At 68.7% G+C, this 14,898-nt stretch carries 16 protein-coding genes and 2 pseudogenes; 5 read left to right on the top strand and 13 right to left on the bottom strand.

Going from position 1 to position 14,898, the window contains the following annotated elements; all coding sequences use genetic code 11:
* Positions 1-246: 246 nt before the first annotated feature.
* From H4W31_RS36570 to H4W31_RS43445, 6 genes are all read right to left on the bottom strand, one after another.
* Positions 247-2,856 carry an ABC transporter permease gene (locus tag H4W31_RS36570; protein ID WP_192770773.1) on the bottom strand — a complete coding sequence of 870 codons (2,610 nt, stop codon included), beginning with the start codon at positions 2,854-2,856 and terminating at the stop codon, positions 247-249.
* Entirely contained in the window at positions 2,850-3,566 is a 717-nt protein-coding gene (locus tag H4W31_RS36575) for an ABC transporter ATP-binding protein (RefSeq protein ID WP_318783624.1), read from the bottom strand. Before H4W31_RS36575 ends, H4W31_RS36570 begins: the two co-directional genes overlap by 7 nt.
* 264 nt (positions 3,567-3,830) lie before the next feature.
* Positions 3,831-4,001, bottom strand: coding sequence for a transposase (locus tag H4W31_RS36580; protein WP_225945872.1), 171 nt, complete (start codon positions 3,999-4,001; stop codon positions 3,831-3,833).
* A gap of 46 nt (positions 4,002-4,047) precedes the next feature.
* Positions 4,048-4,290: a hypothetical protein gene (locus H4W31_RS36585; protein WP_192770775.1), complete on the bottom strand. Its 243-nt coding sequence runs from the start codon at positions 4,288-4,290 to the stop codon at positions 4,048-4,050.
* Between the two features lie 267 nt (positions 4,291-4,557).
* The gene (locus H4W31_RS36590; RefSeq protein WP_192770776.1) at positions 4,558-5,988 is read right to left on the bottom strand and encodes an oxidoreductase; all 1,431 of its coding nucleotides are present in this window, start codon (positions 5,986-5,988) and stop codon (positions 4,558-4,560) included.
* 540 nt (positions 5,989-6,528) lie between these two features.
* The gene (locus H4W31_RS43445) at positions 6,529-6,729 is read right to left on the bottom strand and encodes a hypothetical protein (protein WP_225945873.1); all 201 of its coding nucleotides are present in this window, start codon (positions 6,727-6,729) and stop codon (positions 6,529-6,531) included.
* Between the two features lie 46 nt (positions 6,730-6,775).
* Here H4W31_RS43445 and H4W31_RS43450 point away from each other — a divergent pair, with 46 nt between their 5' ends.
* Complete coding sequence (locus tag H4W31_RS43450; protein WP_318783766.1) at positions 6,776-7,042, top strand: amidohydrolase family protein; 267 nt, start codon at positions 6,776-6,778, stop codon at positions 7,040-7,042.
* Here H4W31_RS43450 and H4W31_RS36600 read toward each other — a convergent pair.
* The 4 genes from H4W31_RS36600 to H4W31_RS36615 form a co-directional block, all read right to left on the bottom strand.
* Positions 7,023-7,373, bottom strand: coding sequence for a hypothetical protein (locus tag H4W31_RS36600; RefSeq protein ID WP_192770777.1), 351 nt, complete (start codon positions 7,371-7,373; stop codon positions 7,023-7,025). The two genes, H4W31_RS43450 and H4W31_RS36600, sit on opposite strands and share 20 nt — an antisense overlap.
* A gap of 61 nt (positions 7,374-7,434) precedes the next feature.
* Positions 7,435-8,127 carry an alpha/beta fold hydrolase gene (locus tag H4W31_RS36605; protein ID WP_192770778.1) on the bottom strand — a complete coding sequence of 231 codons (693 nt, stop codon included), beginning with the start codon at positions 8,125-8,127 and terminating at the stop codon, positions 7,435-7,437.
* Positions 8,128-8,351: 224 nt separating this feature from the next.
* Positions 8,352-8,756, bottom strand: coding sequence for a nuclear transport factor 2 family protein (locus H4W31_RS36610; protein WP_192770779.1), 405 nt, complete (start codon positions 8,754-8,756; stop codon positions 8,352-8,354).
* Positions 8,757-8,851: 95 nt separating this feature from the next.
* Entirely contained in the window at positions 8,852-9,832 is a 981-nt protein-coding gene (locus tag H4W31_RS36615) for an aldo/keto reductase (RefSeq protein ID WP_192770780.1), read from the bottom strand.
* Positions 9,833-10,038: 206 nt separating this feature from the next.
* Here H4W31_RS36615 and H4W31_RS36620 point away from each other — a divergent pair, with 206 nt between their 5' ends.
* A complete protein-coding gene (locus tag H4W31_RS36620; RefSeq protein ID WP_192770781.1) occupies positions 10,039-10,971 on the top strand; it encodes a helix-turn-helix domain-containing protein in 933 nt (310 codons plus the stop codon).
* A 420-nt stretch (positions 10,972-11,391) separates the two neighbouring features.
* On the opposite strand, the pseudogene H4W31_RS43455 reads toward H4W31_RS36620, so the two are convergent.
* A pseudogene (locus tag H4W31_RS43455) lies at positions 11,392-11,839 on the bottom strand (transposase); the annotation flags it as partial.
* Between the two features lie 299 nt (positions 11,840-12,138).
* The gene (locus tag H4W31_RS36630; RefSeq protein ID WP_192770783.1) at positions 12,139-12,528 is read right to left on the bottom strand and encodes a RidA family protein; all 390 of its coding nucleotides are present in this window, start codon (positions 12,526-12,528) and stop codon (positions 12,139-12,141) included.
* A 66-nt stretch (positions 12,529-12,594) separates the two neighbouring features.
* On the opposite strand from H4W31_RS36630, the gene H4W31_RS36635 reads away from it, so the two are divergent.
* Together H4W31_RS36635 and H4W31_RS43460 are read left to right on the top strand one after the other, a co-directional pair.
* Entirely contained in the window at positions 12,595-13,197 is a 603-nt protein-coding gene (locus H4W31_RS36635; RefSeq protein WP_225945874.1) for a CGNR zinc finger domain-containing protein, read from the top strand.
* Positions 13,198-13,274: 77 nt separating this feature from the next.
* Positions 13,275-13,925 carry an MFS transporter gene (locus tag H4W31_RS43460; protein ID WP_318783625.1) on the top strand — a complete coding sequence of 217 codons (651 nt, stop codon included), beginning with the start codon at positions 13,275-13,277 and terminating at the stop codon, positions 13,923-13,925.
* A 38-nt stretch (positions 13,926-13,963) separates the two neighbouring features.
* Here the strand turns inward: H4W31_RS43460 and H4W31_RS44955 are convergent.
* A pseudogene (locus H4W31_RS44955) lies at positions 13,964-14,203 on the bottom strand (hypothetical protein); the annotation flags it as partial.
* Between the two features lie 310 nt (positions 14,204-14,513).
* Here H4W31_RS44955 and H4W31_RS36645 point away from each other — a divergent pair.
* Positions 14,514-14,867 (top strand): hypothetical protein, encoded by a 354-nt coding sequence (locus H4W31_RS36645; RefSeq protein ID WP_192770785.1) that lies wholly within the window; start codon positions 14,514-14,516, stop codon positions 14,865-14,867.
* The last annotated feature ends 31 nt before the right edge of the window (positions 14,868-14,898 follow it).

A 14,898-nucleotide genomic window follows, 5' to 3' on the forward strand; every position in this document is an offset into this window, starting at 1 on the left:
GCGTCGAGGTCATGATGACGGCTCGGCGGCCTCGCGTTACGCGGCGACGAACGACTCGCGGTTGTTGACCTGGACTGTCGGCAGGTGTTGGACGGCGGTTCGTAGCGCATCCCGGAGTGCCTCGGCGCCGGGGAATAGGCAGAGGGCGCTGGACCGCGAGTGCAGTCCGCAAAGGTCAATGGCGCCGTCGGGATTCCGACGGCCGTTACCGCGTGCTCCGTGTGGCCTCAGCCGCCGCCAAGCGGCTCACTCGCGCCCGCCGATCGCGTCGACCGGCGCGGGTCGCAACGCGTACCGGGTGGCCATCCTGATCGCACCCCAGGAGAGTGCGATGGTGAGCGTCGCGATCGCGATGAGCCCGGTGAGGGAGATGCTGGGAACGGGCGACTTCGTCAGTCCGAGGCTGATGCCGATCAGCGGCGGGATCGTTGCCAGCAAACCGAACAGCAGCGCCGAAAAGACCACGATTCTGGCCTCGCCGTTCATCATCGCGCGGAGCTGGTCTCGGCTAGCGCCGATGAGTTGCAGCATCGCGAACTCGCGAACCCGCGCCGTCGTGGCCATCACGAGGGTGTTCACCACGGCGATGGCGATGTAGCCCAGCAGTACCGTCTGGAACAGCAGGTTCAGCGCCCAGTCACCCGAGCCGCCGGGCCCAGGAGCGGCCAGGAACGTCTGCCGGTCGCCGACCTGGACCGTCGGGTAGCGTTCGACGGCGCCACGCAGCGCGCCGGTGAGCGCCTCTGGGTCGGTCCCGTCCACCGATCTGATCAGCACCGCGGTGTCCACCCGCGCGGTGGTGTGGGCGACGACGAGGTCGTTGGGCAGGGTGACATCCCCGAAGCCCAGGCCGTTCTCGTAGATCGCCACCACCCGTGGCTTGACCAGCGTGCCGTCGCCGAGCCGGAGCTCGATCGTCCCGCCGACTTTCGCTCGGACGGTCTGCGCGACGACCCGGCTCAGCGCCACCGCCTCGCCCCGCAGTTCCGCGATGTCGCCCTGGTCCACCGCGAGATCCATGGTTTCGGAGAGCCGTTCGGGCGCCACGCCCTGGGCGGCGAAGACCTTGGTCGCGGTGCTGTCCTCGGACGGGAAGGTCAACAGCACCTGCATCCGTGCCACCGGCGTCGCCACGGTGACGCCGGGCACGCCGCGCACGGCCTCCATGACCTCCGGGGACACCCCGGCACCGGACGACGCGGTCAGCACGTGGTCGGCCCGCAGGCCGTCCTCGAGTTGGTGCTGCGCCCCCGCGATCGTCGTGGAGGCGCCGAACACCTGCACGGCGGCCAGGGTCACGCCCATGGCCAGCGGTATGGTGGCCGCACTGAGCCGCTGCGAGTTGGCCCACGCGTTGGCCTGGGCGAGGAAGCCGCTGGCCGTGGACTGCCGGTTCAGGCGCGAGCCGAACAGCACGATGGCGCCTCGAAGCAGCAGGGGTCCAAGACACCCGAGCGCCACGACGAACAACAGGACCGCGCTCCCCGCGGTGTCGGCGGCCGAGTCGCCCGGTGACGCGACGTTGCCTAAGGTCAGCAGCAGACCGAGCGGGATGAGTAGGACGCCGACGGTCAACCGGACCCAGCCGAGTTTCTTGGGCTCGACCGTGGCATCTCCGAGCGCCTCGACCGGGCTGACCTTGGCCACCCGGCGCGCGACCAGCCAGCCGGCAAGCCGGGCGCTGGTCATGCACAGCACCAGCGAGGCCAGGACGGGCAACAACCCCACCCGCATCTGGAAGTCCGGGGGCATCGCGTCCGCGAGGACGAACACGCCGCGCATCACGAACGCGAGCGCCACGCCGGGCATTGCGCCGACCACGGCGCCCACCGACGACACGAGGGTCATCTCGGCGCCGATCATCCAGTGGATCTGCTTAGGTGTCGCGCCGATGGCGCGCAGCAGGGCCAGTTCTCGTCTGCGCTGCCGCACCGACAGGGCGAGGGTGCTCGCCACCACGAACACCACGATCAGCACCATGGTGCCGCCGAACGACGCCGCCGTCTCGACTACCAGGCTGCGGGCGTCGCCGACGTCCAGGAACTCCACGTCGCCGCGTCCCGTGCCGATGTGGGCCACCACGCCCGGCACGGCGGCCGTGATGCGCTCGGCCAACTGCTCTGGTGTGACACCGGGCGCGGCGAGCACGCCGATGGCGTCCACCCGGTCCGGACGCCCGGACAGCTTGGTCGCCTCGTCGTCGGTGACGAACACGGCGGACTGCCGGTCCAACCCGTCCCCCGGTGCGGTGGCGATGCCCACCACGCGGTAGGACGACGGGATCGAGCCGACCACCAGGCGCACCGTCGCGTCGAGCGACACGTCGCCGCGCGCGGCGAGGTCGGCGTCGAGCACGACTTCGTCGGGCGCGGCGGGCGCGCGGCCCTCGCGCACTCGGAACGGCGCGAGCGCCGCAGCGGACCAGCCGCGCCCAAACACCGGGAAGCCGTCCGGACCGGCCACCGCGTCGCCGTCCGAGGTCAGCACGCTGACCTCGACGTTGACGTCTCCGATGGCCGACTGGACACCGGGCACCGCGGCGACGTCGGCGACCTTGTCGGCGGGCAGCGTGACGCGCTCGCTGTAGCGGACCTCGGAGGTCTCGTCCAGCCAGAACGACTGCTGAGCGCCAAGGACCACCGCCGCCCCCGAGTAGCGCTCGGGGGTCACGCCGGTGCCTAGCCCGGACACCAGCAGCGTCCCGCAGGCTGTGATCACCGCCGAGCCTGCGGCGATCGCGATGAAGGAGCCGACGAAACCGCCCTTGCGCCCCTTAATCGTGCTCCAGGCGAGCGACAAATCTTTCCGGTACGGCACCACGAGGCGGACCAACCGCCGGATGCGCCGGATCACCACTCGCCCAGGTGCGTCATGCGCGACGCAACCTGCTCCGGAGTGGGTCGGGTCAGCTCACCCGCGATCCTGCCGTCGGTAAGGAACACGACCGAGTCGGCGTAGGAGGCGGCGACCGGGTCGTGGGTGACCATCAGCACCGTCTGCCCCATGTCGTCCACGACGTGTCGCAGCAGTTCCAGAACCTGCTTACTGGACCGGGTATCCAGCGCACCGGTCGGCTCGTCCGCGACCACCATGTCCGGGTGAGTGATTAGCGCGCGGGCGACCGCGACTCGCTGCTGCTGACCCCCGGAAAGTTCGCCCGGCCGCCGCTTGACGTGCTCGCCGAGGCCGACCGCGGTGAGCACTGCTCGCAGGAATGCCTGGTCGGTCTTCCGGTCCGCCAGCCGCAGCGGCAGCGTGACGTTCTCCTCGACGGTCAGCGCCCCCAGCAGGTTGTACGCCTGGAAGACGAACCCGATCCGGTCTCGCCGCAGCTCGGTCAACTCGCTCTCCGACCGGCTGGACAGCTCCGTGTCACCCAGCATGACCCGGCCCGACGTCGGCCGGTCGAGACCGGCCGCGCAGTTCAGAAGTGTGCTCTTGCCGCACCCGGACGGGCCCATGACGGCGGTGAACGTACCGCGTGGGAATCCGGCTGTCACCGCGTCGAGAGCCCGTACCGCTTTCTTCCCCGACCCGTACTCCTTCGACACCGACTCCAAGCGCACCGCGTACGACAATGTCCCGAATGTCGGTGTTGCATGACTGTGTAGCGAGTCGGTCGCGGCGGTCTCGGCGTGCGGGACGCGCCGTCTCGACGGGTCCCTCTTTGATCTCATGCCGTCCGATGCTAGGAACGGCGGCAGCCTGGGCCGATACCCCATACCACCGAAAATGAGGTACAGCTAGCTGTAGTGCCGGTGAAGCAGTACGACGCTCGCTGTGGGGCTCGTAAATCAGAGTCGGCTACGCTGCCTGCGAGTATTCGTTGATCAGTCCGCCCAGGATCGGCGTCGTTCGACGTGGGCGGCGTTGAGGTCAACGACCTGCGGTGGTGGGTTCGGTGGTCGCTGTCCAAGTGATCGGTGTGGCCGGTGGCCGTTGTAATGCTCCGGGTACTCGGTCAGGACGCCCGCCAGGTGCCGCTCGCCGGCGATGAGCATCCGATCGGTGCACTCGCGCCTGTGCCGTTCGCAAACACGGTTCTGCCTACACTGCCTGCGAGTATTCGCTGATCATGCTCTGAAGGATCTTCCGCCGGTGTACCCGGATCGTGGCCAGGTCGACCACCGGCTTGCCGTGCGCGGCCTGTGACGCCGGGCCTTCCGGCCACACCTGCGCCAGATCCCGAGTGCCGCGGATCAGATCCTCCGCGGCGTTGTCGATGTCCTCGGCCAGATCACGCCACCGACCGGCCGCCGCCGAGTACACGGCCAGATCCCTCTCCAGCACCTGCTGCAACGTCAGAGAACCACCGCCGTCACACCTGTCTACTCGACGCCGGGATGCAGACGCCGGTTCCTCCCGGCGGCGGCCTCATCAGAAGCCGCGTACGAGTCCGCGGCCGTCGTCAGGTCGCTCGCGAGTCCCGTCACCGAAGCGCTGAGACTGAACACATGCGCCCCGTCACTCTCCGTACGCCATCGTCCAGCTGTCGCACGCACGCTCGTGCCGGAAGTAGTGTGATGTCTGGCTCGGATGTGTGCTCTGACGGGGCGGTCAGTCGCGCCGTAGCTGGCGGGCACCGGCCGCGGCGATGGTTGTCACCAGCAACACTCCGGCTGCGATCAGGGCGTATGCGAGCCAGACCGACGCTCCGCGTGGGTGGTACGCCGACTGCTGCCCGAAGTCGATAACCGGCAGTATCAGGTCCAGCGTGTAGATGGACGCGACGAACTCTGGTCCCCGCCCGGGCTCGGCGGCCCGGGGCGGATACAGCCCGAACATCACGGTGCCGACGGCGAGCAGCGCGGCGAGCCATCCCGCCGCCCGGACCGGTCGGTAGCCGTATCCGACGGTCAGGTCCTGTAGTCGCCCCCACAATCGTCCCGGCAGGGCGAGGACGTCACGCCGGTGTCGCTCACCGGCGAGCAGCGCAGTACGCGCGTCATCGTCGCGGCCCACGCTGCGATACACCTGCGCCAACTGCGTGTACGCCTGGGGCCGGAATCCGCCTGGGTCCAGCCGCAGCCATCGCAGCCGGTCAGCCCTGTTATCGTGCTCGGACATCGTCTCGTACGTCAGCCCGTCCAGGCGCAGGGCTGACGGCCAGGTCGCTGCGGTGTCACGCAGCAGCCCGATCCGCGCATGGCTCAGGTCTACGATGCCGGCAGGCGGCCCGGCGGGCAGCAACACCAGCTCTCGCGCGACGACGTGGCGGCAGTCCAAAGCGGTCTTCCCGACAGGGACGCTCAACGTGGCCCGCTCGAAGCACAGCCGGCTGGTGACCTCGGCATAGCGCAAGCGGACCGCGCCGTTGGCGCTGAACCCGTCACACAGGTCGACGTTCGCGCCGACCCGCAGGTCCTGACCGGACAACGCGGCGCCATCGGGATTGTCGAGGACGGCGCCTTCCCACCGCAGGGAGCCCCCGATCTCGGCGTTGTCGAGCAGCAGTGCTCCCCGGCCAGTGAAGCCGTCCCTGGCCAGCACGTCGGTGCCAACACGGAGCCAGGTGCCGTCCAGCGCCGTCACCGGGCCGGTCAGTTCCGCCCCGTTGAGGAACATGGCACCGCCGATCCGCGCGCCCACCAGACTGATCTCGCCGACGCTTCGGCAGCCGGTCAATTCGAGGCTCGCATCGAAGGTGGCCATGGAGGCCATCAGGCCAGGCATGACCGACCTGTCGAGACTCAACCGTCGCAGGTGGGAACCGAAGACACTCATCCGCTCGTCAAACCGGCACTCATGCAGGCTGATCGGCGCCATGATGTCGGCATGCTCCAACTCCAGCGCACCAGTGATGTGCGCACCGGTCAGTCGCAACGCCGGCAGGTCGCCGGTCTCAACCGCAATTCCACCCAACAGCAGGAACCGAATCACCTCACCACGGACCATCCGGTCCTGCCGACCCCGCACGTCCACCGGGGCCCCGGCGCCGAACGCGTCGACCACCGCCCGCTCCGTATCGCTGACATCTGCTATCCGCATCAATGGATTGTCGAGCACAGGCCACCCAAACGGTGGGGGTAGGACCGGGCAGTTGACCCGGACGCGACGCTCTCTCATGCCGCCGAGCACGGGGGTGTGCTGCAAATTCCCACCTGCGCCGTCCTTGGCTACCCCTCGACCCAGAGTAGGCGTGCCCGGCTGTGCCGCTGACGAGGCGGTGCGCGACGATCACCAGCCACGAACGTTGGGGGGCATGGCCGAGGTCCTCGGACATGAAACGGTGGGCGCGTCGGTGGACGCCGGCGTCATCGACAGCCCGTCGGGCTCGCCCTGGGCACTGCCTGCGAAGTACCCGCCGAGATCACCGGCCCTGCCCTGGCCTACGGGCCACGACTGGCGGCGGTAGCCCGCGACCTCGACATCGACGTCAGCATCGACGCCGTCTTCGGACAACCGTCCTCGGAAGCGATCCTAAGGTGGGAGAAGCAGGGCCTGCTCGGTCCCGGCCTGTCGCTGATCCACGCCACCGGGCTCACCCCGGACGCCTGGCGGGCGATCGGGGCCACCGGCACGACAATCTCACTGGCTCCGACATCCGATCCACAGATCGGGCTCGACACCGCGATCCCCGCCATCGACGAAGCCCTCGCCGCAGGTGTACGCCCCGGCCTCAGCATCGACGTCGAAGTAGCCCTGGCCAGCGACATGTTCACCCATATGCGGGTACTGCTGGCGGTCCAGCGGATGCGGGCGGTCGAACCCCAGTACGTCGCGGATCACGACCCGCGACGTACTGGGGTTCGCCACCATCGACGGCGCCCAATCGATCCGGCTCGGATCGGTGACCGGATCCCTGACCCCCGGCAAGCAAGCCGACCTGCTGGTAGTCGAGGCCGACGCAATCAACAACATGCCGCTCAACGATCCGGTGGGAACCCTCGTCCTCGGTGCCGACCCCCGCAACATCTCGACCGTCATGGTCGCTGGCCGGACTCTCAAATCGGACGGGCACCTGCTGGGAGTGGACCTCGACGAACTCCGCCGACAGGTGACCGCCTCTCGCGACGCGATCCTCAAGACCGTCGGCTCCTGACCAGCACGGCCTTGACCGGATCGTCGGAGTTCAGGTGCGCGCGGAGCAGTTCCACGTCGACTGGCTGTGGTGCAGTGGGCTCGGGCTGGTTGACCTTGAGTCTCGCGGTCGGGTTGACGAAGACCAGCCTGCGGCTCTTAAGCACAGTGAAGATAGACCGTAGGCCCTGCAGCATCGTTGCCCTGGACATGCCGGGCGCATCGGGGATGGCGGCCAAGACATCGTCGCGGCCGACCTCGCGCAGTGACTGGTAGCGGCGGGCCCAGCGCTGGAGCGCTGGCACGGCCCAGCGCAGCTTCGTGCTGATCGTCTGCTCCTTGCGTGGCTGCATCCGGGGCGCGGTGGTCGACCCGTCATACCCCGGCCCCGAGCGCGGACCGGGGGTGGTTCGCTCAGCTGACCGATTGGGCGGCCTTCTTGATCAGATCGGCGACGGCGGTCGGCTGCGAGACGTACACAGCGTGGCTGCCGGGGGACTCGACCGTGGTCGCGGCGGCCCGTTCGGCCATTGCCCGCTGGGCGGGCGGGGGGATCATGTGATCGTCGGCAGCGACCAGGTACCAGCTCGGCTTGGTCCGCCACGCGGGCGCGGAGACGGTGCCGGCGAGCGCGTCGACACCCCACGGGAGCTGGGAGTCTGCCATGAACGCCGCCTGGCTTGCGGGCAGGTCGCCGGCGAACGACGTGGCGAAGCGCTCACGGTCCAACAGCAGGAAGCCGTCGACGGGCGGCAGGATCGGCGGCACCGGCGCGCCGGGCGGTGGGTCGGCGATCAGCGTGCTCACCGACTCGCCCTCGTCCGGGGCGAACGCGGCGATGTACACCACCGCCGCCACGGAGTCGTGGGTACCGGCCTCGGTGACGACGACTCCGCCGTAGGAGTGCCCGACAAGCACGGAGGGACCGTTCTGGGCGTCGAGGACCCGGCGGGTGGCCTCGACGTCGCTGGCGAGCGAGAACGTGGCGTGCTGCACGATGCTGACCCGGAAGCCGTCGGCGGTCAGCAGGTCGTAGACGCCCTGCCAGCCGGATCCGTCGACAAACCCGCCGTGCACGAGTACGACGTTGGTCACGGGCTGACTCATAGGAAACCTCCTGGAGTTCGGAGTTCGGATGTTGTTCCGGACAGAGGGGTGAGGTGGGAGCTCCACCGCCAGCGCTGATCCGAGCGTCCCGTTGGCTGGGACCGCCGGAGAGAAGGCTGGTCGGTGGCAGCACGGCTCACACGTGAGCCGCGCCACCTGGGACCTTCCCAGCGGTGGATGGCCTTGACCTGGATCGAGGCCGAGGTTGAGAGTTCGAGTGCGTGCTACACGACCTTGGGCTTGTCGATCATGCTGCCGACGTTGTGGTAGAACACTCGATTCTCGACGATCTTTCCGTCCTGCAGGGTGAATTGTTCGATGAAGTGGGTCAGCTCTCCGGTCGCGACGTCCGTAATGCCGACGCACGCCGCGACGCGATCGCCGTCGGCGATGGTGTAGTGCACCGTGATCGAGGAGACGTCGAGGTAGTTCGGCAAGACCTGGGCGAGGCCGAGGAATTCGTCCTTACCGTGGTAGGCCTTCCCGAAGGGCAGGAACACTGGCTCGATGACCGCGACGTCCTCGGACAGGTAGGAGAAGACTCCCTCGACGTCGCCGTTGTTCGCCGCCGCGAACATGGCTTCGACGATCGCGCGGTTCTGCTCGGTCAGTGATGTGGCTGCGGACATGGCGTTTCTCCTCCGAGGCGAGGACTCTCGTGCGTCGAGAATCCCGTTGGGGTCCGGTGTTCGGGCTGGTTGCGGCACACGCGCTGATGCTGGGTTCAGCGGTCGATCGTGGACTCGTTGAAGTCGTCGTGTCGGGCCCCGGTGGCCGGCGTGAGGGTGTCGAGCCGCTGCAACTGGTCGGCGGTCAGGACGACGCCGTCGGCGGCGGTGTTCTCCTCGACGCGAGCGACTCGCCGGCTGCCGGGGATCGGGGCGATGTCCCCACCCTGGGCCACCAGCCAGGCCAGCGCGATCTGTGCCGAGGTGGCACTGACCTCGGCCGCGATGTTCCGTACTTCCTGCACGAGCTGCAGGTTCTGGTAGAAGGCCTCACCGATGAAGCGCGGATTGGTCTTGCGCCAGTCGCCGTCGGGGATCTCCTCCGGCGTGCGGATCTGGCCGGTCAGGAACCCGTGCCCGAGTGGCGCGTAGGGGACGAGGCCGATGCCCAGCTCACGCAGCAGGGGCAGCAGCTCGGTCTCGACGTCGCGGGTCCACAGGGAGTATTCGGTCTGCAACGCGGCGATCGGGTGCACGGCGTGGGCGCGGCGAATCGTGTCCGGCGAGGCCTCGGACAGGCCGATGCTCAGGACCTTGCCTTCGGCGACCAGCTCGGCCACGGTGCCGATGGTCTCCTCGATGGGGGTGTTCTGGTCGACCCGGTGCTGGTAGTAGAGGTCGATCCGGTCGGTGCGAAGGCGCTTCAGGGAGCCCTCAACGGCGGTGCGGATGTTGGCCGGACTGCTGTCGAACAGGCCGCTTCCATCCCCGGCATGGGACAGGATGCCGAACTTCGTGGCGACGACGACCTGGTCGCGCCGACCCTCCAGCGCCTGACCAACGATCTCCTCGCTGTGGTACGGGCCATAGCTTTCAGCGGTGTCGATGTGGGTGACGCCGAGGTCGAGCGCGCGATGGATGGCGCGGATGGATTCGGCGTCGTCCAGGCCGCCGCCGGAGAGGAGGGTGCCGGCCATGGACATGGCACCCAGGCCGATCCGGGAAACCCGCAGGCTCCCCAGCATGGCGTGCTGCATCAGAGAACTCGTTTCTCGTCGAGAGTGTCGAAGTAAGGGGGCATCAGAGGGAAGTGGCGAGGGACGGCGTGCACGGCATCCGGACGCCGATCTCGCTCTCGCCGACACCCAGCCAACATCGGTTCACCACATCCCGACAGGCACCGCGAAGAGGGGTACTCGCAGGGACCCCTTCCGGGACGCGGGCCGGGCCTACCCTTGATCTCATGGACGAGAAGGAGGCCGCGCGGGCCGCGGTCCGCGAGTTCCTCACCACCCGCCGCGCCCGGGTCACCCCAGCCGACACCGGCCTTCCTCCGCAGGGCACCCGCCGTCGGGTAAAAGGCCTGCGCAGGGAGGAGGTCGCGTTGCTTGCCGGGGTCAGCCCGGAGTACTACGTGCGGCTCGAACGCGGCCAGGCAACCGGGCCCTCCGCCGGAGTCGTCGACGCCGTCGCCGGCGTCCTGCGTCTAGACGATGACGAACGCGCTCACCTCGACCGGCTGCTCGCCGCCCTGACCCCCGCAGCCCGCAAGCGAAGCCGCGGCGCAGCGAAAAACTCGGTCACTCCCGGAATCCGGGTGCTGCTGGACTCGATGGACCACCTACCCGCAGTGGTCTTCAACGGCCGGTTCGACATCCTCGCGGTCAACACACTGGGGCGCGCACTCCTCGCACCCGTGTACGACCTGCCCGGACGGACGAACAGCGCCCGCTTCCTGTTCCTCGATGAGCCCGGAGCCCGGGACCTGTTCCCCGAGTGGGACCGGATCACCGCCGACACCGTGGCGATGCTGCGGATCGAGGCCGGCCGCCACCCCGACGACCCCGACCTGACCGAACTGATCGGAGAACTCGCGACCCGCAGCACAGAATTCCGGACGCGCTGGGCGACCAATGACGTACGAACTCCGCGAGCCGGCGCGAAGACCTTCAGGCACCCACTCATCGGCGAGATCACACTGCCCTACGAGACCCTCCGCATCGACGCCGTCTCCAGCCAGATCCTCAGTGTCTACACCCCCCAACCCGGCACCCCCGAAGCCGACGCGATCCGCCTCCTGGCCAGCTGGAACGCCGACAACCAACGCACCAACAACCCGACAGCAGGAAACGCGGCCGAAACCCCGAGGACTACGATCTCGGGCGGAAAAGTGTAGGCCTGTGAGCCGCGGTGACGGACGGCGTGTACGGCCACCAGGGTGATCATCCGGTCGGAGACGAGGCTCGCGACGGCGTTGATGGTCTCGGGCAGGAGTTCTCGACGGCCGGTGAACCGCTGCCGTTGGCGCCACCACCTAAGCCCGGCGGTGGCACGTTCGACCGGAATGCCTAGTTGACGACTTGTGTTTCGCTATGCCTCTCGTTGAACCTATCGGACGGTTGGCGCCACGGGATGCCGTTTCAGGGGCGGTGCGGTGACCTCACGAGGGTGGGTTTGTCAGCCCTTGGCAGCGGGCACCGTCGATCATGATCCGTGCCCGTGGGTGGGGTCTGCCGGGACCTCATCGGGCCATTCCCAATCGGTACACGAGGTTCGACGTGTCCACCGACTCGAAAACGCAACAGCGCCAGAACTCCTAACTCTTTGGGTGTTGGAGTCGGCGCCAGCAGATGATGGCGCAGCCGAGGTGAGGAAGGCTTCGTGGATGTCGTCGCGGTTTTCCGGCGGGTAGCCGCGGTCGGCATACAGCCTCTCGGGTCGTTGCCGAGGACGCCCCCGGATGCCCTTGACCGATGGGATCGCCTCGACCAGGGGGATCAGTTGGGTGACGTCGTGGCGGTTGCCGCCGGTCAGGCTCGCGGTGAGGGAGATACCGCCCGCGTCGGTGATGACGTGGTGTTTCGAGCCTGGCTTGCGGCGGTCGACCGGGCTCGGTCCGGTTTTGGGCCGCCTTTGAGCGCCCGTACGTGGGAGCCGTCGATCACCGCCCGGGACATGTCCAGTTGGCCGGCGGCTCTCAGTTTGGCCAGCAGGACCTCGTGCAACTGTTGCCACACGCCCGCGTCGTTCCAGTCCCGCAACCTGAGGGCTTTCGTTATCCGATGATTCCGTTTGCCGGCCCAGCGGAACATGGCGGCTTCGTGGTGCTTGCGGTAAGTCGTTCGTCACCGCGGATGCCGCAGCGGTGTCGGGTGACCCATGCCTGCACCGGCAGCGGTGCCGGATCGCTTCACGATCTGCACCATGAGCCGCGGCCGAGCGCGGACCCAGTCCAGCTGGGCGGGGGCGGGATCAGCCGCTCGACCGTCGCCCGAACGGCGTCTACGACCTCTGGGTCCAGAGGATGGGTCCGCCTCCGGGAGTGGTCCCGCCCCTCAGGACGTCACACGACGGCGACGGCGTCGATCTCGACTAGGAACCCGGGGCCCAAGCCGGCCACGACGTGGACCGTGATGGCCGGCGGCGGGTCGGCCCGGTTCCACACCTGCTGGAAGGCGGCCACACCCTCGTCGAATGAGTGCCCATCCGCCACCGCGATGCGCCAATGCACGATGTTCGCCAGGCTCGCCCCCTCGCTCTCCAGGATGGTCGCGAGGTTGCGGAACGCCTGCCCGGCCTGCTCCCCGACCGTAGGACCCACGACCTTACCGTCAGCATCGACGCCGTTCTGCCCGCCAACGTAGATCGTCTTCGCCGGCTGCTCGACCACGACGGCCTGGCTGAAGGCCGGGCTGCGGTGAAGTCCCTCGGGGTTGATGTGCCTCACACCCATGTGTTGCCTCCCTGATGATGAAACCAGTTATAGCGGTTTCGTTCGCGACACCAGTTATAGTGGTTCATGCGAACGAACGCAACCGGACGACTGCTGAACGACACCCGGGGAGGATCGTTCCGGTTCGACGCCGGCGCCATCTGCCTGGACTTCGCCCACACAGGCGGCGAGGGCCAGTACGCAGTCTTCGAGACCCTCCACGAGCCTGCCGACCTAGCCGAATGGCTGGCCCAGCCGCCGCTGACCGCGGTCATGACGGCCCCTGTCACAGCCCGTGAGCTGACCACGGCCAAGGCCCTCCGGCAGGCAATCTGGGATACGGCCCACGCCCAGGCAGCGCGTCGCCCCCTTCCCACCAGGGCGGTCTCGACCATCAATCAGGCTGCGGCCGTGGCGCCGCTGATCCCCGAACTCACCGCCGACGCCACGACCGTCGGATGGGCGCCACCAGTGCGGGCAACGCAAGTGCTGTCGACGCTGGCGCGGGAGATGATCGAGCTGTTGTCCGGACCGCTCTCCGGGCGCATCCGCGAGTGCGCAAGCGACAACTGCCCGATGGTGTTCGTCGACTCGTCCCGCCCCGGCGCCCGACGCTGGTGCGCGATGGAGCGCTGCGGCAACCGCCACAAACTCCGGGCACTCCGCACCCGGCGGGCCACGGACCCGTGACACACCCTCAAGCACGGCGAACCCTGAATTATCCCAGATCTGGGGGTTGGCTGCGGGCGTAGACGGCCTCCGAGTACATGATGAGTACCAACATCTCCCGGCGCGGATTCGTCGCCGGACTCGGCGCGGCGGCGGTCGCCACCACCTCGACCGTCACCCTCTCCCGACCCGCCGAAGCCGGCCACGCGCCCGCGCCCAAACCGACCGTCGTGCTCGTCCACGGCGGGTTCGCCCATGCCTCCGCCAGCTGGAACGACGTCGTCCAGCAGTTGCAGAAGCGCGGCTACCCGGTGATGGCGCCGGCCAACCCGCTGCCGGGCGTGGCGCCGGTGCTGTGCGTCACCCTGGTCTTCGTGCTGGCTCACACCATCCTCTACACCTCCATCGCAGCCTTCCTCGACCGGTTCGGCATGAGTGACTCCACCGACCTCGTTCTCCTGGCCTTCGGGGCTACCTGCCTGCTGAGCATCTGGCTCATGGGTGCCCGAATCCACCGTCGGCTGCGCACCCTCACCATCGGCAGCATCCTCCTGGTCGCCGCAGCGGCTGCTGTCCTGGCCCTGATGGCTGACAGCGCCGCTCTGGTCTACGTCGCGGTGATGCTGTGGGGGCTCGGGCGGGGAGGTGCTCCAACTCTGCTACAGACGGCCGTCGGCGACGCGGGAGGTGATTCGGGGGACGCCGCGCAAGCCATGCTCGTCACGCTCTGGAACGTGGCCATCCGGTAGTTGTTGGCGGCGCGCCCGGCGGGTGGCAGGAGTCCCGCGTCCAGGTAGTTGCGCACCTGTTGCTCGGTGATCCCGGCCAGCCGTGCCAGCTCGACCAGTCGCCACCGCCGCTCGCTCACGTTGGCAGTGTGAGGGCTGCGACGGCGCCGGTGCGGGCGGGCCAGTCGATCGCCGGGCTGGACGAGGAGGGGTCGATCGCCCCGCCCGCACGAGCTTGACGGTGGACAGCAGCGCGGCGAGGTTCCTCCGCGGTATGAGGGTTGCCCGCCCACGGGCACTGCGCCGCCGCCCCGAACGGACGAAAAGTCTCCGGCACCGATTCAACGGAATGCTGGAAAGCATGACTGCCGGCGACAACAAGCGGCCCGGGGCGCATGAGCCTCCGAGCCTGGACATGCGATACGGCTCAACCGGGGCCGGACGGAGCGAAGGCGCGTCCGCCGGACGAGGCCCCGGCCCTGTCCGGCGAGATCGGGTTCCTCGGCACCGAGTCCGCCCATGGCATGGCGGCCGAGGCCAGGGGGGGCATCGCTCCCTGCTCCCTGAACGGGCCGCCGCCGCGCCGCCGCCAACGCCGGCCGGACGGCCATGAGTTTGTCCGCGGCGACCGGGGTCAACTGGCAACAGGCCGGCCTGGCCAGCGGACTGATCAACACCAGCCAACAGATCGGCGGCGCCCTCGGCCTCGCCGTCCTGTCCAGCGTTGCCTTCGCCCAACTCGATCAGGGCAGCACCGCGACCGTGGAGGCGCTCACCGACGGCTACACCTCCGCCTTCATCGGCGCCGCCGTGATCGCAGCCCTCGGCCTCCTCGTGACCGTCACCGTGATCCGGACCAGCGACAGCCGAGCCCACGTGGAGCTGACCCGCCGATCGAAAGCCGCCACCACGTCGAGCCCTGCCACGCAGCCCGCGGTAGCGACCCGGGAATCCGTCGGCTGACCGGTCGCCCGCAATGCTGAGCTGGTCCGGC

Source organism: Plantactinospora soyae (assembly GCF_014874095.1).
In the GTDB taxonomy this organism is placed as follows: Bacteria; Actinomycetota; Actinomycetes; order Mycobacteriales; family Micromonosporaceae; genus Plantactinospora; species Plantactinospora soyae.

Excerpts from the sequence above, each read along its gene's own strand:
- H4W31_RS36580 (WP_225945872.1), bottom strand. The coding sequence starts at position 4,001 with ATGCTCATCGCCGGCGAGCGGCACCTGGCGGGCGTCCTGACCGAGTAC.
- H4W31_RS36590 (WP_192770776.1), bottom strand. The coding sequence starts at position 5,988 with ATGCGGATAGCAGATGTCAGCGATACGGAGCGGGCGGTGGTCGACGCG.
- H4W31_RS36600 (WP_192770777.1), bottom strand. The coding sequence starts at position 7,373 with ATGCAGCCACGCAAGGAGCAGACGATCAGCACGAAGCTGCGCTGGGCC.
- H4W31_RS36605 (WP_192770778.1), bottom strand. The coding sequence starts at position 8,127 with ATGAGTCAGCCCGTGACCAACGTCGTACTCGTGCACGGCGGGTTTGTC.
- H4W31_RS36610 (WP_192770779.1), bottom strand. The coding sequence starts at position 8,756 with ATGTCCGCAGCCACATCACTGACCGAGCAGAACCGCGCGATCGTCGAA.
- H4W31_RS36615 (WP_192770780.1), bottom strand. The coding sequence starts at position 9,832 with ATGCAGCACGCCATGCTGGGGAGCCTGCGGGTTTCCCGGATCGGCCTG.
- H4W31_RS36620 (WP_192770781.1), top strand. The coding sequence starts at position 10,039 with ATGGACGAGAAGGAGGCCGCGCGGGCCGCGGTCCGCGAGTTCCTCACC.
- H4W31_RS36630 (WP_192770783.1), bottom strand. The coding sequence starts at position 12,528 with ATGGGTGTGAGGCACATCAACCCCGAGGGACTTCACCGCAGCCCGGCC.
- H4W31_RS36635 (WP_225945874.1), top strand. The coding sequence starts at position 12,595 with ATGCGAACGAACGCAACCGGACGACTGCTGAACGACACCCGGGGAGGA.
- H4W31_RS43460 (WP_318783625.1), top strand. The coding sequence starts at position 13,275 with ATGATGAGTACCAACATCTCCCGGCGCGGATTCGTCGCCGGACTCGGC.
- H4W31_RS36645 (WP_192770785.1), top strand. The coding sequence starts at position 14,514 with ATGAGTTTGTCCGCGGCGACCGGGGTCAACTGGCAACAGGCCGGCCTG.